Annotated in this window: 23 protein-coding genes; 11 read left to right on the top strand and 12 right to left on the bottom strand. The window is 68.4% G+C overall.

The features are described 5' to 3' along the window. Positions 1-55: 55 nt before the first annotated feature. The 3 genes from WK25_RS23325 (at position 56) to WK25_RS23315 (ending at position 3,919) form a co-directional block, all read left to right on the top strand. Positions 56-1,243 carry a porin gene (locus WK25_RS23325; RefSeq protein WP_069242871.1) on the top strand — a complete coding sequence of 396 codons (1,188 nt, stop codon included), beginning with the start codon at positions 56-58 and terminating at the stop codon, positions 1,241-1,243. A 284-nt stretch (positions 1,244-1,527) separates the two neighbouring features. Continuing rightward, on the top strand, positions 1,528-3,549 hold the full coding sequence (locus WK25_RS23320; RefSeq protein ID WP_069242870.1) for a BCCT family transporter: 2,022 nt from the start codon (positions 1,528-1,530) through the stop codon (positions 3,547-3,549). A 58-nt stretch (positions 3,550-3,607) separates the two neighbouring features. Continuing rightward, a complete protein-coding gene (locus WK25_RS23315; RefSeq protein ID WP_069243510.1) occupies positions 3,608-3,919 on the top strand; it encodes a hypothetical protein in 312 nt (103 codons plus the stop codon). Between the two features lie 108 nt (positions 3,920-4,027). Here WK25_RS23315 and WK25_RS23310 read toward each other — a convergent pair whose 3' ends face one another. Then, the gene (locus tag WK25_RS23310) at positions 4,028-4,876 is read right to left on the bottom strand and encodes a class I SAM-dependent methyltransferase (protein ID WP_069242869.1); all 849 of its coding nucleotides are present in this window, start codon (positions 4,874-4,876) and stop codon (positions 4,028-4,030) included. A gap of 180 nt (positions 4,877-5,056) precedes the next feature. Between WK25_RS23310 and WK25_RS23305 the strand changes: the two genes are divergently transcribed. Further along, positions 5,057-6,520, top strand: coding sequence for a metallophosphoesterase family protein (locus tag WK25_RS23305; RefSeq protein ID WP_069242868.1), 1,464 nt, complete (start codon positions 5,057-5,059; stop codon positions 6,518-6,520). Here WK25_RS23305 and WK25_RS31420 read toward each other — a convergent pair. Then, positions 6,507-6,788 (bottom strand): hypothetical protein, encoded by a 282-nt coding sequence (locus tag WK25_RS31420; RefSeq protein ID WP_167432667.1) that lies wholly within the window; start codon positions 6,786-6,788, stop codon positions 6,507-6,509. The two genes, WK25_RS23305 and WK25_RS31420, sit on opposite strands and share 14 nt — an antisense overlap. Positions 6,789-6,825: 37 nt before the next feature. Here WK25_RS31420 and WK25_RS23300 point away from each other — a divergent pair, with 37 nt between their 5' ends. After that, on the top strand, positions 6,826-8,196 hold the full coding sequence (locus tag WK25_RS23300) for a cytochrome-c peroxidase (protein ID WP_069242867.1): 1,371 nt from the start codon (positions 6,826-6,828) through the stop codon (positions 8,194-8,196). Positions 8,197-8,295: 99 nt separating this feature from the next. Continuing rightward, positions 8,296-8,571 carry a hypothetical protein gene (locus WK25_RS23295; protein WP_040139625.1) on the top strand — a complete coding sequence of 92 codons (276 nt, stop codon included), beginning with the start codon at positions 8,296-8,298 and terminating at the stop codon, positions 8,569-8,571. Positions 8,572-8,715: 144 nt separating this feature from the next. Here WK25_RS23295 and WK25_RS23290 read toward each other — a convergent pair whose 3' ends face one another. After that, positions 8,716-10,200, bottom strand: a complete 1,485-nt coding sequence (locus tag WK25_RS23290; protein WP_174554697.1) for a PLP-dependent aminotransferase family protein — start codon at positions 10,198-10,200, stop codon at positions 8,716-8,718. 210 nt (positions 10,201-10,410) lie between these two features. Between WK25_RS23290 and WK25_RS23285 the strand changes: the two genes are divergently transcribed. Beyond that, complete coding sequence (locus tag WK25_RS23285; RefSeq protein ID WP_069242866.1) at positions 10,411-10,761, top strand: hypothetical protein; 351 nt, start codon at positions 10,411-10,413, stop codon at positions 10,759-10,761. Positions 10,762-10,934: 173 nt separating this feature from the next. Here the strand turns inward: WK25_RS23285 and WK25_RS23280 are convergent, their stop codons facing one another. From WK25_RS23280 to WK25_RS23250, 7 genes are all read right to left on the bottom strand, one after another. After that, positions 10,935-11,357, bottom strand: coding sequence for a DUF6691 family protein (locus WK25_RS23280; RefSeq protein WP_069242865.1), 423 nt, complete (start codon positions 11,355-11,357; stop codon positions 10,935-10,937). Between the two features lies 1 nt (position 11,358). Continuing rightward, entirely contained in the window at positions 11,359-11,793 is a 435-nt protein-coding gene (locus WK25_RS23275; RefSeq protein WP_069242864.1) for a YeeE/YedE family protein, read from the bottom strand. Next, positions 11,783-12,133, bottom strand: a complete 351-nt coding sequence (locus tag WK25_RS23270) for an ArsR/SmtB family transcription factor (protein ID WP_069242863.1) — start codon at positions 12,131-12,133, stop codon at positions 11,783-11,785. Before WK25_RS23270 ends, WK25_RS23275 begins: the two co-directional genes overlap by 11 nt. A 193-nt stretch (positions 12,134-12,326) precedes the next feature. Further along, positions 12,327-13,640, bottom strand: a complete 1,314-nt coding sequence (locus WK25_RS23265; RefSeq protein ID WP_069242862.1) for an NAD(P)/FAD-dependent oxidoreductase — start codon at positions 13,638-13,640, stop codon at positions 12,327-12,329. Beyond that, complete coding sequence (locus tag WK25_RS23260) at positions 13,637-13,870, bottom strand: 2Fe-2S iron-sulfur cluster-binding protein (protein WP_040139619.1); 234 nt, start codon at positions 13,868-13,870, stop codon at positions 13,637-13,639. Before WK25_RS23260 ends, WK25_RS23265 begins: the two co-directional genes overlap by 4 nt. A gap of 61 nt (positions 13,871-13,931) precedes the next feature. After that, positions 13,932-15,059, bottom strand: coding sequence for an NAD(P)/FAD-dependent oxidoreductase (locus WK25_RS23255; RefSeq protein ID WP_040139618.1), 1,128 nt, complete (start codon positions 15,057-15,059; stop codon positions 13,932-13,934). After that, a complete protein-coding gene (locus WK25_RS23250) occupies positions 15,056-15,988 on the bottom strand; it encodes a 4-hydroxyproline epimerase (protein ID WP_059547400.1) in 933 nt (310 codons plus the stop codon). Before WK25_RS23250 ends, WK25_RS23255 begins: the two co-directional genes overlap by 4 nt. 597 nt (positions 15,989-16,585) lie before the next feature. Here WK25_RS23250 and WK25_RS23240 point away from each other — a divergent pair. The 4 genes from WK25_RS23240 to ilvD all read left to right on the top strand — a co-directional run bounded on the left by WK25_RS23240 (position 16,586) and on the right by ilvD (position 23,167). Next, complete coding sequence (locus tag WK25_RS23240) at positions 16,586-18,211, top strand: APC family permease (RefSeq protein ID WP_069242861.1); 1,626 nt, start codon at positions 16,586-16,588, stop codon at positions 18,209-18,211. A 70-nt stretch (positions 18,212-18,281) separates the two neighbouring features. Then, entirely contained in the window at positions 18,282-19,874 is a 1,593-nt protein-coding gene (locus tag WK25_RS23235; RefSeq protein WP_069242860.1) for an aldehyde dehydrogenase (NADP(+)), read from the top strand. Continuing rightward, a complete protein-coding gene (locus tag WK25_RS23230; protein WP_040139614.1) occupies positions 19,867-20,889 on the top strand; it encodes an Ldh family oxidoreductase in 1,023 nt (340 codons plus the stop codon). Before WK25_RS23235 ends, WK25_RS23230 begins: the two co-directional genes overlap by 8 nt. Positions 20,890-21,307: 418 nt before the next feature. Next, on the top strand, positions 21,308-23,167 hold the full coding sequence (ilvD, locus tag WK25_RS23220) for a dihydroxy-acid dehydratase (RefSeq protein WP_069242859.1): 1,860 nt from the start codon (positions 21,308-21,310) through the stop codon (positions 23,165-23,167). A 91-nt stretch (positions 23,168-23,258) separates the two neighbouring features. Here the strand turns inward: ilvD and WK25_RS23215 are convergent, their stop codons facing one another. Together WK25_RS23215 and WK25_RS23210 are read right to left on the bottom strand one after the other, a co-directional pair. Continuing rightward, entirely contained in the window at positions 23,259-24,050 is a 792-nt protein-coding gene (locus WK25_RS23215) for an SH3 domain-containing protein (protein WP_069242858.1), read from the bottom strand. Positions 24,051-24,083: 33 nt separating this feature from the next. Next, the gene (locus WK25_RS23210; RefSeq protein WP_040139611.1) at positions 24,084-24,518 is read right to left on the bottom strand and encodes a hypothetical protein; all 435 of its coding nucleotides are present in this window, start codon (positions 24,516-24,518) and stop codon (positions 24,084-24,086) included. Positions 24,519-24,801 lie beyond the last annotated feature (283 nt).

The raw sequence follows: 24,801 nt of genomic DNA, 5'->3' as shown, positions 1-24,801 counted from the left end.
TCCACCGAAGAGGAGGCCGATCAGCCTCCCCGTAGAAGAGACTTGGAGATCGTCAATGAAAGCATCGCCCCACTACTCTGCAATCCTGATTTTATGCACAGCGTCGCTCGGCGCTTCCGCCGCTCATGCACAGAGCAGCGTGACGCTGTACGGCGTGGTAGACGATTCGATTGCGTACGTGAACAATCAGCAAGGCCACTCGAACATCTACATGCGCGACGGCAACCTGTATGCGTCGAAGTTCGGGCTGCGCGGCGACGAGGATCTCGGCGGCGGCACCCACGCAATCTTCGACCTGCAATCCGGCTTCAACCTGAATACCGGCGCGCAAGCCGCCGCCGGCACGATCTTCAACCGCCAGGCGTTCGTCGGGCTGCGCAACGATCATTACGGCACGGTGACGGCCGGCCGCCAGTACACGCCATACTTCCTGCTGGTCGGCCCGTACGCGTCGAGCAGCTGGCTGACCGGCGCGACAGGCGCGCATCCGGGCGACATCGACGGCCTCGACACGACGATTCGCGTCAATAATTCGGTTACCTACACGTCGCCGGTATTCTCGGGGCTGACCGCGAGCGCGATGTACGCGTTCGGCGGCATCGCCGGCGCGACCGGCAAGGGCAACACGTTCAGCGCCGCGCTGCGCTATGCGAACGGGCCGGTCGGCATCGCGGCCGGCTATCTGCGCATCAACAGTTCGGGTTCTTCAGCGGGCTTTTTGAATCCGGCGACCGCGGCATCGGGCAGCTTCGCGGTGTCCGTGCTGAACCAGGGTTATCTGACCGCGAAGGCCGTCGAGCAGGTCGCGGCTGCCGGCAATTACACGCTCGGCAACCTGACGATGGGCGTCAACTACTCGAACGTGAAGTACTTGCCGGGCAACGGCTCCACGTTCACGGACACGGCCGTGTTCAACACATACGGCGTACTCGCTGCGTACCGCTGCACGCCGACCTTCTCGGTGGCCGGCGCGTTCGCGTACACGCTCGCGTCGAAGGCGAACGGCGTGTCCGACGCGGCCCGTTACCAGCAGTATTCGCTGAAGGAGTCGTACAGCCTGTCGAAACGCACGACACTCTATGCGCTGCAGGCGTACACGCATTCGAGCGGACAGACGCTCGGCGCGCTGGGCGCAGGCCATATCGTCGACGCGGCGCCGATCGTCGGCGATTCGCAACAGCTTACGCCGTCGACGACGCACGGGCAGTTCGTCGGCATGGCCGGGATCGCCGTGACGTTCTGAAGCCGAACTGCGGTACCTCGCACGCTGCCCCCCGGACGACCTGCATCGCCAGGGGGCCGGCGCCCTTCTCCGGCCCATCGCCCCTCCTTCCGCGCGCCGAGACATACGCGGGTGTTCGCGATCGCCCCGATACCTTACAATTCGTCAGGTTCATCCCTTCTGCATGTCCCTTCTTGCAGTCCTGACACCGCGGTACACTCGACGCACGCCGTATCAGGGTCCGACGCGCGACGTGCGCGCCGGGCGGCGTTGCGCGTCGTTGCGCCCACAACTGGATGCCAGCCATGCCAGATTCCCGTCCCTCGTCCCGCACGACATTCAAGCCGCAGGTCGTGCTGCCCGCGCTCGCGGTCATCGGCGCGCTGCTCGTCGTATGCGCGCTGCGCCCGGCCGAAGCCGGTGCGCTGTTCTCGGCCGGCCAACAATGGGTCATAGCTCGCTTCGACTGGTTCTACGTGCTCGCCGTCACCACGTTTCTCGTGTTTCTCGTGCTGATCGCCGCTAGCGACTTCGGCAACATCCGGCTCGGCCCCGACGACGCGGAGCCCGAGTTCAGCTTCGTATCGTGGACGGCCATGCTGTTCGCGGCCGGCATGGGAATCGGCCTCATGTACTTCGGCGTCGGCGAGCCGATGCAGCACTTCCTGAAGCCGCCGACCGTCGACCCCGGCACGGCCGCGGCCGCGCGCGAGGCGATGCTGATGACCTTCTTCCACTGGGGCTTCCACGCGTGGGCGATCTACGGGCTGATGGGCCTCGTGCTCGCGTACTTCGGTTTCCGCTACAACCTGCCATTGACGCTGCGCTCCGGGCTGTATCCGGTGCTGCGCGAGCGCGTGAACGGCTGGATCGGCCACGCGGTCGACGCGTTCGCGCTGGTCGGCACGGTCGCGGGCATCGCGACGACGCTCGGCTACGGCGTGATGCAATTGAGCGCGGGCCTGCATACGGTCGCCGGCTGGGATACGAGCGGCAACGCGTTCCGCATCGGGCTCGTCGTGATCGTCGTGACCCTGGCCGGCGCATCGGCCGCGAGCGGTCTCGACAAGGGTGTGCGGCGGCTGTCGGAACTGAACCTGCTGCTCGCGTTCCTGCTGCTTGCGTTCGTGGCCGTCGCGGGTCCGACCGCGTTCCTGCTGCGCGCGCTCGGCGACAACATCGGGCAGTACCTGTCGAGCCTCGTCGACCTGTCGTTTCGCACCTACGCATATGCGCCGCCGCGCGAGGAAGGCTGGTTCGGCGGCTGGACGATCCTCTACTGGGCATGGTGGGTATCGTGGTCGCCCTTCGTCGGGATGTTCATCGCGCGCATTTCGCGCGGCCGCACGATCCGCCAGTTCGTGATCGGCGTGCTGCTCGTGCCGACCGCATTCAACCTGGTATGGATGACCGTATTCGGCAACAGCGCGATCTGGCTCGATACGCACGCTGCGGCCGGCGCACTCGCGCAGACGGCCGGCAGCGTCGATGCGCTGCTGTTCCGCTTCTTCGATTTCCTGCCGCTGCCGCAATTGCTGTCGATCGTCGCGATCGTGCTGATCGCGGTGTTCTTCGTCACGTCGGCCGATTCGGGCGCGTTCGTGATCGACCAGATCGCGACGCGCGGCGCCGCGCATTCGCCGGTGTGGCAGCGGCTGTTCTGGGCTGCGCTGCTCGGCGTGACGGCAGGAGTGCTGCTGGTCGCGGGCGGCCTCGGCGCGCTGCAGGCGATGACGCTGATCGCCGCGTTGCCGGTCGCGCTGATCATGCTCGCACTGTGCTACGGGCTGTGGCGCGGGCTCGCGGCCGATCGCGCGCACTATTCACAGGACGTCGCGCCTGCGACGAGCTTCTGGACCGGCCAGCACTGGCGCCATCGCCTGACGCACATCCTGCGGCAGACGACCGAGGCGGACGCCCGCCAGTTCGTCGCGGGAACCGTCGAGCCCGCGCTGCGCAAGGTCGCGGACGAACTGCGCGCGGGCGGCGTCGACGCGCTCGTGCAGCGCGACAGCGACGATGCGGTCCGGCTGACGGTTCCGACTGCGGAACATCGCGATTTCGTCTATGGCGTGCGCGTGACGGCGAAATCCGCGGCCGCCTTCCTCGTACGCGAAGCGGCCGAGCCGGAACCGGAGCGTCCGCACGTGTACGGCATCGTCACGTTCTTCGAGGACGGCCGGCTCGGTTACAACGTCGAATACCTGCGCGGCGACGAACTGATCGCCGACGTGCTGCGCCAATACGAGCGCTACGTGTCGCTCGCAGCCGATCACCGTACGCATCTGCTGAGCCGTGCGCCGGGGCATGCAACGGAGGCCGAATGAACGGGACGATCGTGTCCGTCTCCTCGCGCCGGTGCGCGGCGCGTGCCGGAGCCGCGCGATGATCGGCCTGCTGCACGATCGCACCGGCGACGTCGTCGCGCTCGCGACACTCGCGGTGCTTTACCTCGGCGGCGTCGGCCTCGCGCTGTGGCGCATGCGCACCGCCGCTCCGCGCGGCAGGGTCTACTGGATCGTCTGCATCGCGCTGCTGGGCGGCGGTGCGATCGCGATCGCGGGCAACCTGTCGCCGGTGCCGAACAGCGGCCAGATGGCGCCCGGTTTCGCGCTCGGCGCCGAGGCGGTGCTGCTCGGCCTCGCGCTCGTGGCGGCCGGCTGCGCGTGGCTGATGCTGCATGCGAGGCGGGGCTGAACCTGTCGGCGGCGCCGGCACTCGCCTGTTGCACGAAGCGCCGGCATCGTCGCGCGCGAACGGCAACGCACGTGCCGATCATCGGGCTGCCGCACTTTCCGCGATGCATCATGCGGACGGCGCCCGCGCCGTGACGAGCCAGCACGCGGCATCGAAGCGCGCGTCGGCGCCCTGCACGTAGCGCTCGAACGCAGCGCGAACCGTAGCGAGCACGCGCCGGTGCGTCGCGTCGTCCACCTGACAAAGCGCGAGCCCGACCGGCCCCAGCCGCGCGATGTAGTCGTCCAACGCGGACGCCGGCAACGCGCACGCGATATCGATCGGCTCGATCGCGATATCGGCCCAGCCGCTGTCCGACAATATCGACGCGATCCGTTGCCGGTCGCCGAACGCGAATTGCCCCGGCGCCCCCGGCCGCCGCGGCGGCAAGTGCGGCAGCAACGGCGCCGCGACCCGCTCGGCCGTCGTCATGAACGGATTGTCGGCGGCGCCCCGCCATGCGACGAATCGCAACTGCCCATTCGCGCGCGCCGCGTGCCGCAGGTTCGCGAAGGCACGCACCGGATCGTCGAAGAACATCACGCCGAACCGCGACACGATCAGGTCGAACCGACCCGGTGCGAATACATGCGTCTGTGCATCGGCATGCGTGAAGCCGGCGTCGACACCCTCGCGTTCGGCGCGCGCCCGTGCAGCGACGATCATCCGCGCGGAAATATCGACTCCCGTACAGCGCGCTCGCGCGCCGAGCCGCCGCGCGAGCGCAAGCGTTACGGCGCCGGTGCCGCAGCCGACGTCGAGCACGCTGCTCGCGGACGCCGCCGTCGCCGCATCCGCGAGCAGCGCCTCGAACGGCTCGAACATCCGGTCGAGCGAGCGCTGCGCATCGACCCATGCCGAGCCCGACGGGCCGTTCCACAGCGCAGACTGCGCTTCGTTTGCCATGCTCGCCTTCATCGCCGATTCTCCGTTTTCCGCGTTGATCGTAATCGGGACTATGCTGCTTCAAGCCGGCTTGAGGTCAAGGCCGCGACCGGACGCGGCGCAACGCTCGCGCCGCGCCAGCGCCACGTCCCATCGTTCATATTTCTTACATTTGCGTTCCGTATCGTTGACGGCTTTCCTACGGTGCCACCCATGCGACGACTCCTCTCTCGCGCGCTGCTCGTGCGCTGCGCTCCGCTTGCCGTCCTCGCGGCGCTGTCCGCGTGTTCGAATCACATCGATACGCCCGCCGATCCGGCCAGTGCCGCGATCAACGTCCAGGCCGCGTGGGTCGAGATCGGCGATGCGAACCAGGCGATTGCGCGCGTGGTCACGAACTACAGTCCCGTGTCCGCGAGCGATCCGCTGTGTCCGCAACTGTCCGTCGACGGCAAGCTGTCGCGCATGACGCTGCGCGCTGGCGCCGCGACGATTGCCCAGCGTCCGACCGCGAGCGCCCCGGCCGACTCGAAACCGTCGAGCTTCCCGGTGTCGGTCTGCGAAGCGGCGCTGCCGGCCGACGCGCAGTCGGCCAGCGTCGCGGGCCGCGCGCTGCCGCTGCCGAAAGCGCAGCCGCAGCGCATCGCGATCATCGCGGACACCGGCTGCCGGATGAAGAAGGCCGACAACGCATGGCAGGCATGCAACGACGCGACCGTCTGGCCGTTCGACACAATCGCGGCGAGCGTCGCGAAGCTGTCGCCGGATCTCGTGCTGCACGTCGGCGACTATCACTATCGCGAGAACGCGTGTCCGCCGGACATCGCCGGCTGCAAGGACAGCCCGTGGGGCTATGGCTGGGATACGTGGCAGGCCGACCTGTTCCGCCCGGCCGCGCCATTGTTCGCGAAGGCGCCCTGGGTCGTCGTGCGCGGCAACCACGAGGAATGCGCGCGGGCCGGCCAGGGCTGGTTCCGCTTCCTCGATCCGCGCCCGTATTCGGCGGCCCGTTCGTGCGACGATCCCGCCAACGACGACGACGCAAACTATTCGGATCCCTATGCGGTGTCGCTCGGCGGCGGTACGCAGGTGATCGTGTTCGACACCGCGAAGGTCGGCCGCAATCCGCTGAAGGCGACCGACGCGCAATTCCGCATCTACCAGAAGCAGTTCCAAACGGTCGCGTTGCTTGCATCGAAGGCCGGCATGTCGACGACGATCTTCACGAATCACCATCCGATCCTCGCGTTCGCGCCGATTGCCGGCAGCACGCCCGCACCGGGCAACCTCGCACTGCAATCGGTGATGTCGAGCCTGAACGCGCAGGCGTACTACCCGCCCGGCATCCACGTCGCGCTGCACGGGCACGTGCACGACTTCCAGGCGATCAACTTCTCGTCGGGGCATCCGGCGACGATCGTGTCAGGCAACGGCGGCGACAACCTCGACGTCGCGCTGCCCGATCCGTTCCCGGCCGGCCTGACGCCCGCGCCGGGCGCCGTGATCGAGCGGATGTCGCACAACAACAGCTTCGGCTTCCTGATCATGGAGCGACGCACCGCGCCGGCGACGGGCTGGGTATTCCATGCTTATTCGGCGGCGGGCAAGCTGCTCGCGTCGTGCGATCAGTCGGGCAACACGCTCGCCTGCGACAAGACGGGGTTCATCGCGCCGTGAATGACGATGTGCAATTGCGTGAGGGTTTGACGGAGAAGGCCGGTTCGGCTGAACCGGTCACTCGCCGGCGACGGATAGCCGGATGGCTGAAGGCGGTGAGTTCATCAAGCGTATTGGCCGGGCGTTGGACTTCGGGCCCGGTCTTGGTTTTGGCTTCGGTTTTGGCACCGGTCGCAGGTTCGGGTTCGGCCTCGCGTTCGGCCGCGGGTTCGGGTTCGGGTTCGGCTCCGGCCCTGGCTTCGGCCGCGGGTTCGGGTTCGACTGCCACTTCGCTTTCGGCCCTCGTCGCCGGCCGCGGCAGAACCATGCGCGCCCTCGCCACGGCAACGCTCACCGGCGCGGCGCTCGCGGCCCATGCAGCCCCGTCCGAGACGACGCTCCTCGCCGGCGCGCCGCCGTCTCGCATCGTCGACACGATCGGGAACGGGACGCCTCAGGTAAGCGCCAAGGTCGATGCGGCAACTGCCCGCTTCGCGCCGGACCCGACGCTCGTCGCGCTCGGGCGGCGGATCTTTTTCGATCCGCGGCTGTCCGAGCCGCGCGGGATGTCGTGTGCTGGCTGCCACGATCCTGCGCGCGCGTTCGCGCCGACGCTATCGGCGGCATCGCTCGCCGGCCCCGGCGTGCCGGAAGGCAGCCGCCGCGGTCGCTTCAGCCAGCGCAACGCGCCGTCGCTGCTCTATGTTCGCTACGTGCCGCGCCGCCACTTCTACCAGGATGACGACGCGCCCGCGCCATCGCCGTTCGGCGGCCTGTTCAGCGACGGGCGCGCGGAAACGATCGCCGAACAGATCCGGGGGCCGCTGTTCGATCCGAACGAGATGAACAACCGGTCGCCGGCCGCACTGCTGCGCAAGGTCGACGGCATCGAGCTGGCGAACGATCTCGCCGCGCGCTTCGGCGCATCGGTGCGGCGCGATCCGGAGCAGTTGGTACGCGCGCTGGGCGCGGCGGTCGAGGCTTACCTTCAGAGCGACGAGATGGCGCCGTTCACGTCGCGCTTCGACACCTACCTGCGCACGCGCCGGCCGCTTGCGCCTGCCGAGATGCGGGGGCTCGCGCTGTTTCGCAATCCTGACAAGGGCAACTGCATGAGCTGCCATACGCTGTCCGAGACGTCGAACCGGCCGGAGCGCTCGCTGTTCACCGATTTCGGCTACGACGCGATCGCAGTGCCGCGCAATCGCGCGCTGCCCGCGAACCGCGATCCCCGCCATTTCGACACCGGCCTGTGCGACACGGCCGTGCGGCTACGCTGGCCGGAGCCGACGCAGTGGTGCGGCTACCTGCGCACGCCGGGGCTGCGCAACGTCGCGGTCAAGCAGACGTTCATGCACAACGGCGTGTTCACGACGCTGCACGACGCGGTCGCGTTCTATAACACGCGCTCGACCGACCCTGGCCGCTGGTATCACGGCACGAAGACGTTCGACGACGTGCCGGCCGCCTATCGCGGCAATATCAACGTCAACTCGACACCGATGAACCGCCGGCCAGGTACGCCGCCCGCGCTGACCGACGCCGAAATCGACGATATCGTCGCGTTCCTCGGCACGCTGACCGATGCGCGCTACGCGAATCTCGTCCCGTCGGCCGCATCCGCCACGCCCGCCGGCACCGCACCCAGCCGGACCGGCGGATCGCCGCCCGCCCATATCGCCTCGCCGACGCGCTGAACCCTGGCCGAACGGCCAAGCGCCCTGTGCGGCCGCTTGCGGTCGCCTCATATACTGGTTATATTTACAGTACTGTATTTATGAACAGTGAGGTGCGCGATGGAACATCTGGTCCGTATCGTCAACGACACCGATCGCCAAGTGCTGGCATGGTTGCGTGCGCAGGTCGGCGACGCCCGCGTGGAACGCGCGGCGCGCCAGCTCGGGCATACGCGTAAACCGTTTCCGTCCGCGGTGTGCCGATACCTGGGCATGAGCGTGCCGGCCACGCTGCGCGCCGCGCACCGCCCGCGCGTCGCGCGCGACTTCTCGGTCGGGGATCGCTACCTGTCACTCATCCGCCAGCACCTGGCCGCTCAGGCGATCAGCCGATGACACCGTCGAAGTCGTACCGCTGGCGCGCTGTCGCGCGGCGGCCTGCCGGCGGAAGCGCGACGAACCGAATCGGGCGGCCCGTACGTTCGGCTCGAACACCCCGCGCCGATGCCGACGCGGCCGGCGGCGCGCCTGCTGCACGGTCTACGCGGCGGCCGCGGCCAGCCGTATCAACTCGCCGAGCGTTTCGATGGCCGCTTCATGACGCGTGTCGAACACGCGCGTGCATGCAAGCCGGATATACGCGTCAAAGCGGTCGGAATTCGAAAAGATCGAGCCTGGCGCGATCCTCACCCCGCGTGCCAGCGCGGCATCGAACAATGCTTCGGAATGCACGCCGTCCGGCAACGCGATCCACAGCAGCATGCCGCCCGGCGGCCGATTCATCCGCGTGCCGGCCGGAAAGTGGCGCGCGATCGCATCGATCGTCACATCCCGTTGCACGCGAAGCTGTTCGCGAAACCGGTGCAGGTGGCGATCGAACGCACCGGAGCCGACGAATTCGGCCGCGACGGCCTGCAGCAACGCGGCGTTGTGCCGGCTGTGCGCGAACTTGAGCATCTTCACGCGCGCGTGCCAGCGGCCCGCGCTCATCCAGCCGAGCCGCATCCCGGGCGCCAGCACCTTGTTGAACGACGGGCAGTAGATCACCGTGCCGTCGCGGTCCCATGCCTTCACCGGCTTCACCGCGTGCGGCGCCTCGACGAGCTCGCGATACGGCTCGTCCTCGATCACCGCTACGCCATGGCGCGAGCACAGTGCAACCAGCGCGGCCTTCCGTTCGTCGGGCATAACACTGCCGAGCGGGTTCTGCAGGTTGGGCACGACGACCACGGCCCGAATGTCGGGGTACGCGGTCAGCGCCACATCGAGCGCTTCGATCGACAGCCCGGTCGTCGGGCTGGCCGGAATTTCGAGCGCGCGCAGGCCGAGGCTTTCAAGCAGCTGGATCAAGCCGAAAAAGGCCGGCGATTCGATCGCGATCGTGTCGCCCGGGCGCGCGACCGCCCGCAGCGCAAGGTTTACCGCATCGACGCCGCCGCTCGTCGACATCACGTCGTCCGGCGACACGGTCACGCCATACGATAGCGCACGCTTGGCCATCGTTTGCCGGAATTCGGGCGAGCCGCCGACCGGCCCCGCATCCGTGAGCAGCGTCGGCTTGCGGCGCAGCAGCCGGATCGCCAGCGCCTGCAAACGCTCTGCCGGATACAGCGTCGCCTGCGCGGACGCGCCGCCGAGATTCAGCGCATCGGGTTTCGCGTTCGCGCGATCGATCACGCGCGATACACGTTCGTGCAGTCCGGCGAACGGCGGTTCGATAGTCAACGACGGCCCGCTGCTTTCGGGCAGCGCCTGAAGCGCTGCCGCCGCGCGCCGCCGCACGAAGTATCCCGAACGCGGCCTGGCTTCGCACCAGCCCGTATCCTCGAGCCGCCGGAACGCCTGGATCGCGGTCGACAGGCTTACCCCATGCTGCGCCATGAAGGCGCGCACCGATGGCATCCGGTCGCCGGGCGACAGCGTACCGGCCGCGATGATGCGGCGGTAATGCTCGGCGAGTCGCTCGTAAAGCGGCTCGCCGGTTGTCGGCAAAGGCGTGCGGGAGGAGTCGGTGGAGGGCGTCATGCGGTGGATCGTGCGCTCGGGAGAGCACGCACGCCAGATACAGATGCGGGGAAAACCCACCGATACAGAGGCTTGAAACTGCGCCTGCACCGTAACAGATTTCCGTCCCCTGAATCTGTCCTGCCCGTGTGCGTTTCCTTAATCTGATTAGACGCTATCGCCTCGCCGTCGCGAGGCCGCGCAACCGGGCAAACCGGCAAGGGACTCGCCATGCGAACGCAAGACATCCGGCTGGACGCCGGCCAAAGCCACTTTGCGTGGTTCGACAAGGGAAGCCAGGTGATTGTGCTCGACGGCACGCTGTCGATCACGTTGCGCAACGGCCAACTCGACTGGCTGCCTGATGCACCGCATTACGTTCGCCGCGTGCTCGACGAAGGCGATTGCCTGACGCTCGACGCGGCCGGCCATGTCGAGCTGACCGCCGGCGGTAACGGGCCTGCCGGCGCGCTCGTCGCGCAACCGACGGCACGGGCCGGCGTGCTCGCCGCGCCGCGCGCGTGGCTGCATCGCATGGCCGCGCAACTGTTGGGCGGCCGGCATGTGGACGACGGAGCATGACGCGGCGGCTCGCGCAGTAGCCGCACGCCGTGATCCGCAGCGGTTGCGGCATACCGGTCGAAATCGGGCGGGGCCTTCTTCGGTGCTTGCCACGGCGGATCGCACCGCTACGACCGGGCGATTACCCGCCGGCTGCTCCCTGCCGGCCCGTCAGCGCCCGGGCCGGGCCGCGCCTAGCGGGCGCGCTGCCGCCGTTCGATCCATTCGAACAACGCCATCCCGACCAGCATCGCCATGACGAACGCGATGCCCTTGACCGATCCGAGTCCGATCGACACGATCGCCGGTCCCGGGCAGAAGCCGGCAAGGCCCCAGCCGATCCCGAACACGGCGCTCCCGGCAACGAGCCGCACCGTGATCGTACGCGCGGCGGGCCACTGGATCGGCAGGCCGAGCAATGAGCGCGGCCGGCGCCTCGCCCATGCGAACGCGAACACGGCGACGCCAATCGCACCGGCCATCACGAACGCAAGCGACGGATCCCAGCGGCCGGCCACGTCGAGAAAACCCAGCACCTTCCGCGGGTTGGCCATCCCCGACACGATGAGGCCGACACCGAACAGCAACCCCGCAAGAAACGCGAATCCACTCTGCATGTCAGCCTCCGAGCACGTGCCGCCGCACGAATACGGTCGCGAAGCCGGCCGTCATGAACACGGCCGTCGCGACGAGCGAGCGCGCCGCTCCACGCGACAATCCGCACACGCCGTGACCGCTCGTGCATCCGCCCGCATAGCGCGTGCCGATCCCGACCAGCAGCCCGGCCGTCAATAACTCACCCCAGCCGGCATCGACTTGCGGGGCCGCGCCGGCACCGGCGACACGCACGATCAGCGGCGCAGCGATCAGCCCGGCCACGAAGGCCACGCGCCAGCCGCGCTCCGCGGCAGCCGCCGTAAGCAGTCCGCCGACGATACCGCTGATTCCGGCGATCCGCCCGTTGAACGCGACGAGCCATCCGGCCGCGAGCCCGATCAGCACGCCGCCGGCCAGCGACAGCCAAGGCGTGAAATGCAGCGCGTCAATCTGCATGGCCCGCTCCCTTTACGGCCGGGCCGCAAAATTGTTCGTACAGCACACTCATCACAGCGATCGCGGCCGGACTGTCGAGCGAATAGTGAATGTTTTTGCCCTCGCGGCGTGTGCGAACAAGCGCGTTATCTCTCAGCACGCCGAGCTGCTGCGACAGCGTCGGCTGCCGGATATCGAGCCGCGCTTCGAGATCGCTCACGCAGCGTTCGCCCTGCGACAGCTCGCATAACAGCAGCAGCCGGTCGGGATTGGACAACACCTTGAGTAGTGCGCACGCGGATTCGGCAGCCGCACGCATCTGGTCGGACTCCGGCAGCCCAGCGGAAGAGTCGGCGTTCATGGGGACGGTGAATACGATTAACGATTCAATATTATATCATTTTGTATATCGTTGATTCGCGCGAACGCGTCCGTTGAAGCGCAACGCCGCGCACGGATCTCTGCCTACCGGGGCGATGCCGCAGATGGCCGGATCGAAGAAAGTGACGGTTGAACGACCGGCGAAGCGGCGAGTGCCGCCTCGCCGTCGCACATCAAACGCGGTCGCCACACGCGGTACCGTCCAGCATCATCGTGCCCACTCGTGCCGGCACGAGCGGCGTGCGTGGCGCCGGCAGCGTCCAGCCAAACAGCACCTGCGCGGCCGCGCCGCACACGCGGCCTTGGCATGCACCCATCCCGCACCGCGTCTGCAGTTTCGCGGCCGTCCAATCGGGCGCGGGCATGGGCGCGTCTGTGACTGCCTCTGTGACGGCGTCTGCGACCGCGTCGAAACGCACATCCTCGCACCGGCACAGCAGCGTATCCGGTCGCGCAAGCCGGCGGATCGGCTCGCGAATCGCGAAGCGCTCGCGCACCGCATCCGCGAACGCGTGCCAGTGCGCGCGCCGCGCAATCAGCGCAGCGAGGGATTGCGTCTGCCCCGTTGCCGCGCAGCCGGCGATCTCGCCTTCGACCATCGCGAGTTCGCCGCCGCCGACACCTGTGCACTCGCCCGCCGCGAAACAGCCGTCGCGGCTCGTACGCTGGTGCGCATCGACCACGACCGCACCGTTCTCGATCCGGCAGCCGAGATGGCTAGGCAGCACGGTGTTCGGCACGAGGCCGAAGCCGCACGCAAGCCGGTCGCAGTCGACATCGAACTCGCGCTCGCCCTGCCGGATCCGCACGTGTTCGAGCCGTTTGTCGCCGAACGCTTCGACGACGTATGCGTTGGGCCGGTACGCGGCCGTGACGAGCTTCGCGGCCTGCGTTAGCTTCGACGGCCAGCGCCACAGCGCCGCGCCGAAACCGGCGACATCGCCGTACGTTGCCTGTTCGAGCACGTGCGACACCTGCGCACCGGCCTGTCTGGCCGTCGCCGCGCTCGCGAGCAGCAACGGCCCGCTCCCCGCGATCACCGTGCGCTGCCCGCGTACGTCGAGGCCATACTTGATTAGCGCCTGAAGGCCGCCCGCGCCCGTCACGCCAGGAAGCGTCCAGCCCGGGAATGGCAGCAGCAGCTCGCGCGCGCCGCAGCAGACGATCAGCGTGCGGAATTCGAGCAAAAATCCGCGTTCGTCGTCCTCGAGCAGCAGCGTGCCCGGCTGCGTTTCCGCGACGATTCGCGTGCCCGCGAGATGCGTGACGTTCGGCTGCCGCAGCACCGCGACGCGTTCCGCCGCGGCGGGCGCCGGCGTCGCGTTGGCCGCCTGGCGCCAGATCTGGCCGCCCGCGCGCGGATTGTCGTCGACGATCGCGATCGTGGCGCCGCTTCGCGCGGCTGCCCGCGCGGCCGACAGCCCGGCCGGACCCGCGCCGACGATCGCGACGTCGACGCTCAGTCGTTCCTGTTTCGCCGTGCTCATCGCGTCCGCTCCACCTGCATCCCGTCGCGGCACAGCGTCTGGCAAGCCAAACGGCGGCGGCCATCTATCGTCATCCTGCATTCCTGGCAAACGCCCATACCGCAAAACGGCGCGCGCGCCGCTCCGGTACATGACACACGCGTCGTGTCGTCGCCGCTGGCGGCGATGGCCGCCGCGACGGTCGCCCCATCGGCCACCGTCAGCGCACGGCCGTCCAGATGAATGATCATGTCATCCTCCGCGTGGCCGCACCCGCGGAGGGCAGCGAACGGAGTGAGCGTAGGGGTTGTTTCATGTCAGCGCTCCGGCTACGGTGGACGTCGCCAGGAAACGTCCCGGCAAATACGGTTCGATGTCGATGGGCGGCCGCTCGCCCGTCATCAGCGCGGCAACGAGCCGCGCACTGCCCGGCGCGGTCGTCACGCCGAGCCCTTCATGCCCGACCGCGAGCCACACGCCCGGCCGGGCCGGATGTTCGCCGAGCAGCGGCAAGCCGTCGGGGCTCGCGGAACGAAATCCCGTCCACGAGCGGATTGCGTTCAGGTCGGCCAGATCAGGGAGATAGCCGGCCGCGCGGCGCAGCATGCGTGCGAGCACCGGCGGCTCGACGCGTGCGTCCTCGGTGTCGAACTGGCGCGACGAGCCGATCAGCAGCTGGCCCGTCGGCCGCGGTTGCACGTTGAACGCGACCGACGTGCCGTCGCTCGCATGCGCGCTCGCCGCATAGCCGAGCTCGACGAGCTGGTGCGATACCTGTCCTGGATAGCGGTCGGTAATCAGCAGATGCCCCTTCTTCGGGCGCAGCGGCAATTCGGGCAACAACGCGCGTGCGGCAACGCCGTTCGCGACGACGACGCGCTGCGCGCGCAGCGTGTCGCCGCGCGCAAGCGTCACGTTGGGGCCGTCGATCGCCACCGCGCGCTCGCGGCGCAACGTGATGCCCGGCGCACGCTGCAGCAGCCAGCTCGCGGCGACGGGCGCATAAAGAATTGCGTCGCCGGGAATCCTCAGCGCGCCGCCGAGGCCGGCGCGCAGCATCGGCTCGAGCTGCGCAAGCGTCGCCGCATCGATCAGCTCGCCCGCGACGCCGTGGGCGGCGAGCGTCGCCTGCTTCGCACGCGCGAGGTCCATCTCGTGGGAATCGGCCGCGAGCCACAGCGTGCCGCAGTTGCGGTATGCGCAGCCTTCGGGCATCTCGCCGGCGAGCGCGCGCCACAGTCCGATCGAGTAATGACTCAGCGCGAGCTCGGCCGCGTTGTCGTCCATCGCGACGAGATGCCCCATGCCGGCGCCGGTCGCGCCGCCGCTCGCGTCGTCGACGACGAGCACGCGCAGCCCGCGTTGCGCGAGTTCATGCGCACACGCGGCGCCCACGATGCCGGCGCCGATCACGACGACGTCGGTGCAGGTTTCGCTCACGACACGATGCCCCAGCCGAACGGGTCGTCTTCCTCGATCAGCAGCGTCGCTTCCGCGCTCAAGTGCGCGCTGCCGCGGATCGTCGGCACGATGCCGCCGTCGGCATGAACGTAGCTCGCGTGGAACACGCTGCCGATCACGCTCGCCTGACGCCATACGACGCCCGGCTCGAGCTTGCCGTCGGCCGCGAGGCACGCGAGCTTTGCACTCGTGCCCGTGCCGCACGGCGAGCGGTCGTACGCGTGGCCGGGACACAGCACGAAGCTGCGGCTGTCGCACTCGGGATCGTCCGCAAACAGTTCGATATGGTCGATTTCGCCGCCGTTCGCGCCGGTGATCCCCGCGCGTTCGAGGCCGGCGCGCACCGCGGACGAATAGGCGGTCAGCGCGGCGACGTTGTCGCCCGCCACGCGCTGGCCGTGATCGCTGATCAGGAAGAACCAGTTGCCGCCCCACGCGATGTCGCCTGTCACGCGGCCATAACCCGGCACGTCGATTTCGACATCCTTCGCATGGCGATACGCGAGCACGTTGCGCACGCTCACCGACAGGTCGTCGTGCAGCGTCGCCTCGACGGTGCCGACCGGGGTTTCGATCCGGTGCACGCCCGGCGCGATGCGGCCCATGTGATGCAGCGTGCGCACGACGCCGATCGTACCGTGCCCGCACATCCCGAGATAGCCGCTGTTGTTGAAGAAAATCACGCCGGCCGCCGCTTCCGGCGATACGGGTTCGCACAGCAGCGCGCCGACCAGCACATCGCTGCCGCGCGGCTCGAGGATGCACGCGGTGCGATAGCGATCGTGCTCGCGCGCGAGCACGTCGCGACGCTCGGCCATCGTGCCGTTGCCGAGCGACGGGAAACCGGACACGACGAGCCGCGTGGGTTCGCCGCCGGTGTGCGAATCGATGATCTGAATGCGCTTCATCATGAGCCGTCCGAAGTGGGGAAAGGAGCATAGCTTCCTCCGTCGCGCATCGGTCCGCTTGTGGCTTTTCGATGAAGGCGGCGACGAAATCGGCATAGTGCGGAGCGCCTTTCGGAACCCTTCCGGCGACTATGCCGATTTCGTCATTTTGCTCTGCGATACGGCTCAAGCGTGATACGTGTTTGCACGGCGATACTGGTTGCACGTCGACGCGCATGTCGTCGGCCGACACGTAGCAGGAGATTGCAGTGAACCGAAACGCATCCCGCGAAGCGGAGCTCTCCGCGCCGCCAGCAACCGGTTCGTACCGGGCGCTTCCGGCGTTTTCAACGTCGCGCACCACGCAGAATCGAAGCCGGTGAACCGCTGACCGATTTCCCCTCGGCGGTGCGGCGGCTTCCCCCCGTTGCATCGTCACTTCCGGTCGGCTTGGCCCGCACGGCCCCTTCGACGCGGCGCCAGATACGCCGTGCTTGAACGGGCTCCGGGCCGCCCGGTCGCCCGAACCGGCCGCACGCCGGCCGGCAGGTGTTGCGCCGCTGCTCCGTCGGAGCGCGGCGCATACCGCCTGCCCGATATTTCCCAGGAGACAAGCCCATGCCAGGCCAAGGCAACACCCACCCGTCCGTCCCGCTTTCCCGTTCCGTGTCCGCCGACGGCGGGCACGGCACATTCAAGAAACAACTGTCGCTGACCGATCTCACGTTCATCGGCCTCGGTGCGATCTTCGGTTCGGGCTGGCTGTTCGCCGCGAGTCACGTATCGACGATCGCCGGCCCTGCCGGCATCTTCTCGTGGCTGCTCGGCGGCTTCGCGGTGCTGCTGCTCGGCATCGTCTACTGCGAACTCGGCGCCGCGCTGCCGCGCGCGGGCGGCGTGGTGCGCTACCCGGTGTTCTCGCACGGCCCGCTGCTCGGCTACCTGATGGGCTTTATCACGCTGATCGCGTTTTCGAGCCTGATCGCGATCGAAGTGGTGGCTGCGCGGCAATACGCGGCAGCATGGTTTCCGGGGCTGACCAAAACCGGATCGAGCGACCCGACGGCGATCGGCTGGCTCGTGCAGGCCGCGCTGCTGTGCTTCTTCTTTTACCTGAACTATTCGAGCGTGAAGACGTTCGCGAAGGCGAACAACATCATCAGCATCTTCAAGTTCATCGTGCCGCTGGCCGTGATCGCGGTGCTGTTCACGTTCTTCAAGCCGGCGAACCTGACCGTGCACGGCTTCGCGCCGTTCGGCATGCCGGGCATCGAGATGGCCGTATCGGCCGGTGGCATCATCTTCGCGTATCTCGGCCTCACACCGATCGTGTCGGTCGCGAGCGAAGTGCGCAATCCGCAGCGCACGATCCCGATCGCGCTGATCCTGTCGATCCTGCTGTCCACGCTGATCTACGTGCTGCTGCAGCTCGCGTTCCTCGGCAGCATTCCAACCGACATGCTGGCCGCCGGCTGGCACGACGTCAGCAAGGCGTTCTCGCTCCCGTACCGCGACATCGCGCTCGCGCTCGGTGTCGGCTGGCTCGCGGTGATGGTCGTGGCCGACGCGATGATCTCGCCGAGCGGCTGCGGCAACATCTACATGAACGCGACGCCGCGCGTCGTCTACGGCTGGGCGAAAACGGGCACGTTCTTCAAGGTGTTCACGCGCGTCGACGAAGCGTCGGGCATCCCGCGCGCGGGCCTGTGGCTCACGTTCGGCCTCGCGATCTTCTGGACGATGCCGTTCCCGTCGTGGGAAGCGCTGATCAACATCGTGTCGGCGGCGCTCGTGTTGAGCTATGCGGTCGCGCCCGTGTCGGTCGCCGCGCTGCGCCGCACCGCGCCCGACCTGCCGCGGCCGTTCCGCGCGGTCGCGTTCGGCATCACCGGCCCCGCGTCGTTCGTGATCGCCGCGCTGATCGTCTACTGGTCGGGATGGAGCACGGTGTCTTGGCTCCTCGGCTTGCAGATCACGATGTTCGTGATCTATCTCGCATGCCGCCGCTGGGTGCCGACCGCGCACCTGAGCCTCGCCGAACAAGTGCGTTCGTCCGCGTGGCTGATCGCGTTCTACGCGGCGATGATCGTGCTGTCCTACTTCGGCGGCTTCGGCGGCACCGGCCAGCTCGCGCATCCGTACGACACGGTCGTCGTCGCGGCCGTCGCGCTCGCGATCTACTACTGGGGCGCCAACACCGGCATCCGTTCGGACAAGCTGCAGCTCGAAGACGACGAAGGCTGACGCCCCCGCTTTCCCCATTTCACCCCGGCCGGGCGTACGACGCCCGGCCCCGCATTTTTCGAGGAAAACCATGCAACTCACAGGTCAGCTCCTGATCGGCCAGTCGGCCATTACCGGCCAGAACGGCACCCTGCACGCGATCGCCGCCGCGACCGGCGAGCCGCTCGAGCCCGCGTTCGGCGGCGCGACCATGCACGACCTGGAGACAGCCTGCGCGCTCGCCGACGAAGCCTTCGACACGTATCGCGAGACGAGCCCCGAGCAACGCGCGGCGTTTCTCGACGCGATCGGCCGCAACATCCTGGCGCTCGGCGACGACCTGATCGAGCGCTGCGTGACCGAAACGGGCCTGCCGCGCGCGCGCATCGAAGGCGAACGCGGCCGCACGGTCGGCCAACTCGCGCTGTTCGCGTCGCTCGTGCGCGACGGCGGCTACGTCGACGCACGCATCGATCCGGCCCGCCCGGACCGCAAGCCGCTGCCGCGCGTCGACCTGCGCTTGCGCAACGTCGCGATCGGTCCGGTCGCCGTGTTCGGCGCGTCGAACTTCCCGCTCGCGTTCTCGGTTGCTGGCGGCGACACCGCGTCGGCACTCGCGGCCGGCTGCCCGGTGATCGTCAAGGCGCATTCCGCGCATCCCGGCACTTCCGAGCTCGTCGGCCGCGCGATCCAGCAGGCCGTGCGCGAATGCGGGCTGCCGGCCGGCGTGTTCTCGCTGCTGTTCGACACGTCGCGCGACATCGGCCGGGCGCTCGTCGCGGATCCGCGCATCAAGGCGGTCGGCTTCACCGGCTCGCGCCGTGGCGGCGTCGCGCTGATGAACATCGCGGCCGCGCGCCACGAGCCGATTCCCGTCTATGCCGAAATGAGCTCGATCAACCCTGTGCTGCTGTTCCCGGCCGCGCTCGACGCGCGCCACGACACGATCGCGCCGCAGTTCGTCGCGTCGCTGTCGCTCGGCGCCGGCCAGTTCTGCACGAACCCTGGCCTCGTACTGGCCGTCGACGGCCCCGCGCTGCGCGCGTTCGAAACCGCGGCGGCCGCCGCCGTGCGAGCAACCGCCGCGCAAACGATGCTCACGCCGCACATTCATGCGGGTTATGCGCAAGGCGTGGCAACGCTGCGCGCACACGACGCGGTCGAACTGCTCGCCGAAGGCGTCGAAGGCGGCCGCTATCAGGCGCGCGCGGCCCTGTTCGCGACGTCGGCCGATGCGTTCGTCGCGCACCCCGAACTGCGCGACGAAGTGTTCGGCCCGGCGTCGCTGATCGTGCGCTGCCCGGATGCCGACACGCTGCATCGCGTGCTGAAATCGCTCGAAGGCCAGTTGACGATCGCCGCGCATCTCGCCGATGGCGACGCGGCGCTGTTCGCCGCGCTGCGCCCGACGCTCGAGCGCAAGGCCGGCCGGATTCTCGTCAACGGCTTCGGCACCGGTGTCGAGGTCGGTCACGCGATGGTGCACGGTGGCCCGTTCCCGGCCACGTCGGACACGCGCACGACGTCGGTCGGTGCGCGGGCGATCGAGCGTTTCCTGCGCCCGGTGTCGTACCAGGACGTGCCCGATGCGCTGCTGCCGGAAGCGATCCGCAACGGCAACCCGCTGAACGTGCCGCAACGCATCGACGGCGTGCCGGCGCCGCGGGAAACGCGCGATGTCTGAGCCGCTCGCCGAAGTCGCGCTGTCGCTCGATGAGGTCGATGCACTCGCGCTGCGGGTGCTGACCCACCACGGGATGTCGGATGCGCACGCGCGGGCGATCGCGCGCGTGATCACGCAGGGTCAGCGCGACGAATGTCATTCGCACGGGGTTTACCGGCTGCTCGTGTGCGTTCGTTCGCTGAAGAAGGGCAAGGTCGACCCGCAGGCCGTGCCGACGCTGCGCAGGCTGTCGTCGTCGATCGTCGCGGTCGACGCGCATCGCGGCTTCTCGCTGCTGAGCTTCGAAACCGGCCTGCCGGTGCTCGTCGAGATGGCGAAGCAGCACGGCATCGCCGCGATGACGATCAACCATTGCTATCACTTCTCGGCGCTGTGGCCGGAAGTCGAAGCGATCGCTGCCGAGGGGCTCGCCGGTATCGCGATGAACCCGAGCCACAGCTGGGTCGCGCCGGAAGGCGGGCGCGAACCGGTGTTCGGCACCAACCCGATCGCGTTCGCGTGGCCACGCCCGGGCGACGTGCCGTTCGTGTTCGACTTCGCGACGAGCGCGATCGCGCGCGGCGACATCGAACTGCACGCGAAACTGGGCAAACCGATCCCGCCGCACTGGGCGATCGACGCAGACGGCCACCCGACCACCGATCCGAAAGCGGCATTGCAGGGCGCGATGCGCACCTTTGGCGGACACAAGGGATCGGCGCTCGCGGCGATGGTCGAGCTCCTGGGCGGCGCGCTGATCGGCGACATGACGAGCCAGGAGTCGATGGACTTCGACGAAGGCGTCGGCGCGACGCCGTGCCACGGCGAACTCGTGATCGCGTTCGACCCGAAGGTGTTCCTCGGCGACGAACTTGACGCCGGCCTCGCGCGCGGCGAGCGGATGTTCGCGTCGATCACCGGGCAAGGGGCACGGCTGCCGTCGCAGCGACGCTTCGATGCGCGCGCGCGCAGCATCGCGAACGGCGTGCGCATTCCGAAGCCGTTGTACGACGAAATCCTGGCGCTGCTCGACTGACGCGCGAACGAGCGGCGCGGTTTGGCCTCGGGTTTGGCCTCGGGTTTGGCCTCGGGTTTGGCCTCGGGTTTGGCCTCGGGTTTGGCCTCGGGTTTGGGCTTGGGCTTGGGCTTGGGCTTGGGCTTGGGCTTGGGCTTGGGCTTGGGCTTGGGCTTGGGCTTGGGCTTGGGCTTGGGCTTGGGCTTGGGCTTGTGCTTGGGCTCGGGCTCAGCGTCGGCCCAGGCTTCGGCATTTGAGCGCTTCGCCGGCGCGCGACCGGCGGCGCTCGCCCCCGCCGCGCCCGCCGCCCGCCCGGCGGCTGTGGGATAATCGCCGGGTTTGCCCAGGGCGCAGCTCAAGAGGTTGTTCGCACGGGCGCGCGAGAGGCCTTTATTCCCGTGCCTCGACCCTTTTCCGCGATATTTCTTCAGCCATCACAATGCCCACATACCGTTCCAAAACCTCCACCGCCGGCCGCAACATGGCAGGTGCACGCTCGCTGTGGCGCGCCACCGGCATGAAAGACGACGATTTTTCGAAGCCGATCATCGCCGTCGTCAACTCGTTCACGCAGTTCGTGCCCGGGCACGTGCACCTGAAGGATCTCGGCCAGCTCGTCGCGCGCGAGATCGAAGCCGCGGGCGGCGTCGCGAAGGAATTCAATACGATCGCCGTCGACGACGGCATCGCGATGGGTCACGACGGCATGCTGTATTCGCTGCCGAGCCGCGACATCATCGCCGACTCGGTCGAGTACATGGTGAACGCGCACTGCGCGGATGCGATGGTGTGCATCTCGAACTGCGACAAGATCACGCCGGGGATGCTGATGGCCGCGATGCGCCTGAACATTCCGGTGATCTTCGTATCGGGCGGCCCGATGGAAGCCGGCAAGACGCGCCTCGCAAACCCGGTCACCAAGGCCATCGAACTGAAGAAGCTCGATCTCGTCGACGCGATGGTAATCGCAGCCGACCAGTCGTATTCGGATGCGGACGTCGCCGAAGTCGAACGCTCCGCATGCCCGACCTGCGGTTCGTGCTCGGGCATGTTCACCGCGAACTCGATGAACTGCCTGACCGAAGCGCTCGGCCTGTCGCTGCCCGGTAACGGCACGGTCGTCGCGACGCATGCCGATCGCGAGCAACTGTTCAAGCGCGCCGGCCGCCGCATCGTCGAACTCACCCGCCAGTACTACGAGCAGGACGACATGCGCGTGCTGCCGCGCTCGGTCGGTTTCAAGGCGTTCGAGAACGCGATGACGCTCGACATCGCGATGGGCGGTTCGACCAACACGATCCTGCACCTGCTCGCGATCGCTCAGGAAGCCGGCATCGACTTCACGATGAAGGACATCGATCGCCTGTCGCGCAGCGTGCCGCAGCTGTGCAAGGTCGCGCCGAACACGAAAAAGTACCACATCGAGGACGTGCACCGCGCAGGCGGCATCATGGCGATCCTCGGCGAGCTCGACCGCGCCGGCAAGCTGCACACCGACGTGCCGACCGTGCACGCGCCGACGCTGAAGGATGCGCTCGACCAGTGGGACATCGTGCGCACTGAAGACGAAGCGGTCCGCACGTTCTATCTGGCCGGCCCGGCCGGAATCCCGACGCAGGTCGCGTTCAGCCAGAATACGCGCTGGCCGAGCCTCGATCTCGATCGCGCCGAAGGCTGCATCCGCTCGTACGAGCACGCATTCTCGAAGGAAGGCGGCCTCGCGGTGCTGACGGGCAACATCGCGCTGGACGGCTGCGTCGTGAAGACGGCCGGCGTCGATGAAAGCATCCTCGTGTTCGAAGGCTCCGCGCACGTGACCGAGTCGCAGGACGAAGCGGTCGAAAACATCCTGAACGACAAGGTCAAGGCCGGCGACGTGGTGATCGTGCGCTACGAAGGCCCGAAGGGTGGCCCCGGCATGCAGGAAATGCTGTATCCGACGAGCTACATCAAGTCGAAGGGCCTGGGCAAGGCATGCGCGCTGCTGACGGACGGCCGCTTCTCGGGCGGCACGTCGGGGCTGTCGATCGGCCACTGCTCGCCGGAAGCGGCGGCGGGCGGCGCGATCGGCCTCGTGCGTGACGGCGACAAGATCCGCATCGACATCCCGAACCGCACGATCAACGTGCTGGTGTCGGACGAGGAACTCGCGCGCCGCCGCGAAGAGCAGAACGCGAAGGGCTGGAAGCCGGCGCAACCGCGTCCGCGCAAGGTGTCAGCCGCGCTGAAGGCATATGCGAAGCTGGTGATGTCGGCCGACAAGGGCGCCGTGCGCGACCTGTCGCTGCTCGACGACTGACGCCGGGCGGCGGGCCGCACGAACGGCCCGCGCCCACTCCAGAAGCCGCTCTCCGGAGCGGTTTTTTTTCGTCCGGCACCGGCGCCGTCAGTCAACGGCGGTAGTCGTCGCTGCGGACGCCGCCACGGCCGCCATCGTTGTTGCCGCCCCCTTGCGACCTGCCACCGTAACCGCCGCCAGGATTGCCCTGCGGCGGCGCCATCCGCGGCGCGGCGCCCTGTGGGGGCGCGGGATGCGCGACCGCCGCCGGCGCCCGTACATTGCCGCCCGCTCCGGGCGTCGGCGCGGGAGCCGGCGCGGCAGGTGCGGCTTGCGGGGCCGGCATGCGATTCGAGCCGTTCCACCCGCCGCGCGTGGCCGACGGCCGCGCGTCATGCTGCGCGGGCGGCGCCCCGCCCGGCGTGCGCGGTACCTGGCCGCCAGGTTGCGGATGTCCGTATGCGGGCGGCATGCCGCCGGGGCCGATGCGCGGCTCCGCGCGCCGCTCCCAGCGGTCGCGATCGTGGAACCACGGCCGGTTGCGGTAATAGCGGTCCCAGTACGCGCCGATCGCGAACCCGGTCACCGGCACGCCGACGATCGCGCCGTATTCGAGCAGCGGCACGTAGCTGCCCTGGTACGGATAGTCGAGTTGCTCCGCGTCGATCCAGCCGCGCACACCCGGCAGCGCGACGTCGCACCACGAGTAGTCGCTCAGGCAGCCGAACACGTCGAGCGCGGTGCCCGGTGGAATTTCCGCAACGACCGGATAGTCGGGCGCGGGCCCCGCATACAGGTCGGCCGCCGAGTTCGTATAAGCGCTGCGCTGCGCGTCGGCGACGCCAGGCAACGCGGCCATGCCGAACAGCACGACGCACACACTTCGGATGATGGTATTGCTCATGGTGCTCTCCCGCGCGGCGCGGCCGCGCGCCGGTCAATGTCGGTGGCCGCCGCCCGCGTGGCCGCCACCCCAGTGGCCGCCACCCCACGGACGGTGCCAGTACCCGCCACGATACCCGCCGCCCCAATGCCCCCAGAAGCCGAGCCCGATCGTGACGGGCGGCCCGTACCATCCGGGGTAGTATGCCGGGTAGTAGGCCGGGTAAGGCACGTAAACCGGCGCGGCATAAACGGGCGCGGGCGCGTACGCATAATCGTCGGCCGAAGGCGGCGCGGCGGGCGCGGCAGCCGGCGACGACGCGGCCGCAGCCGGGCCGGCCGGCGCCGCCGGCATCTCGCGCTGCGAGACCGTGGCAGGCACGGGTGCGTAATACGGTGCATAGCCGTAGGGGCTCGTGTAATAGCAGCCGCTCAGCGCAAGCGTCGCCAGCACCATCATGGGGGCTCGCGTGCCGGAAATCGCGTTCATTTCGTGCTCCGCAGGAACATGGGGCGGCGCTGCATCGCGCGCGCTGACTCTAGCTTACGTCCGCTGCATATTTCCGCGGATTTGATCGGTTACTTTTTGTTTCCGCGTTGACATGAAGCTGGCAGGCCGTGCAGGCATGTCGCGTGCTTCGGCGTCTGCCGCGCCGACATTGAAGTTGGCGCAACTGCCCTCACGTTGAATATCGAGTCAGACTGACCGGCGCGGACGGGTGTTCGCGGCCCCCGGCGGCCTGAAACCTGCGGGCTTCGGCCCGCCCAGACAG

It is taken from the genome of Burkholderia latens, from assembly GCF_001718795.1.
GTDB lineage: Bacteria > Pseudomonadota > Gammaproteobacteria > Burkholderiales > Burkholderiaceae > Burkholderia > Burkholderia latens_A.
The sequence above is the reverse complement of the archived record's forward strand: the minus strand, read 5'-3'. Positions and strand labels throughout refer to the sequence as shown.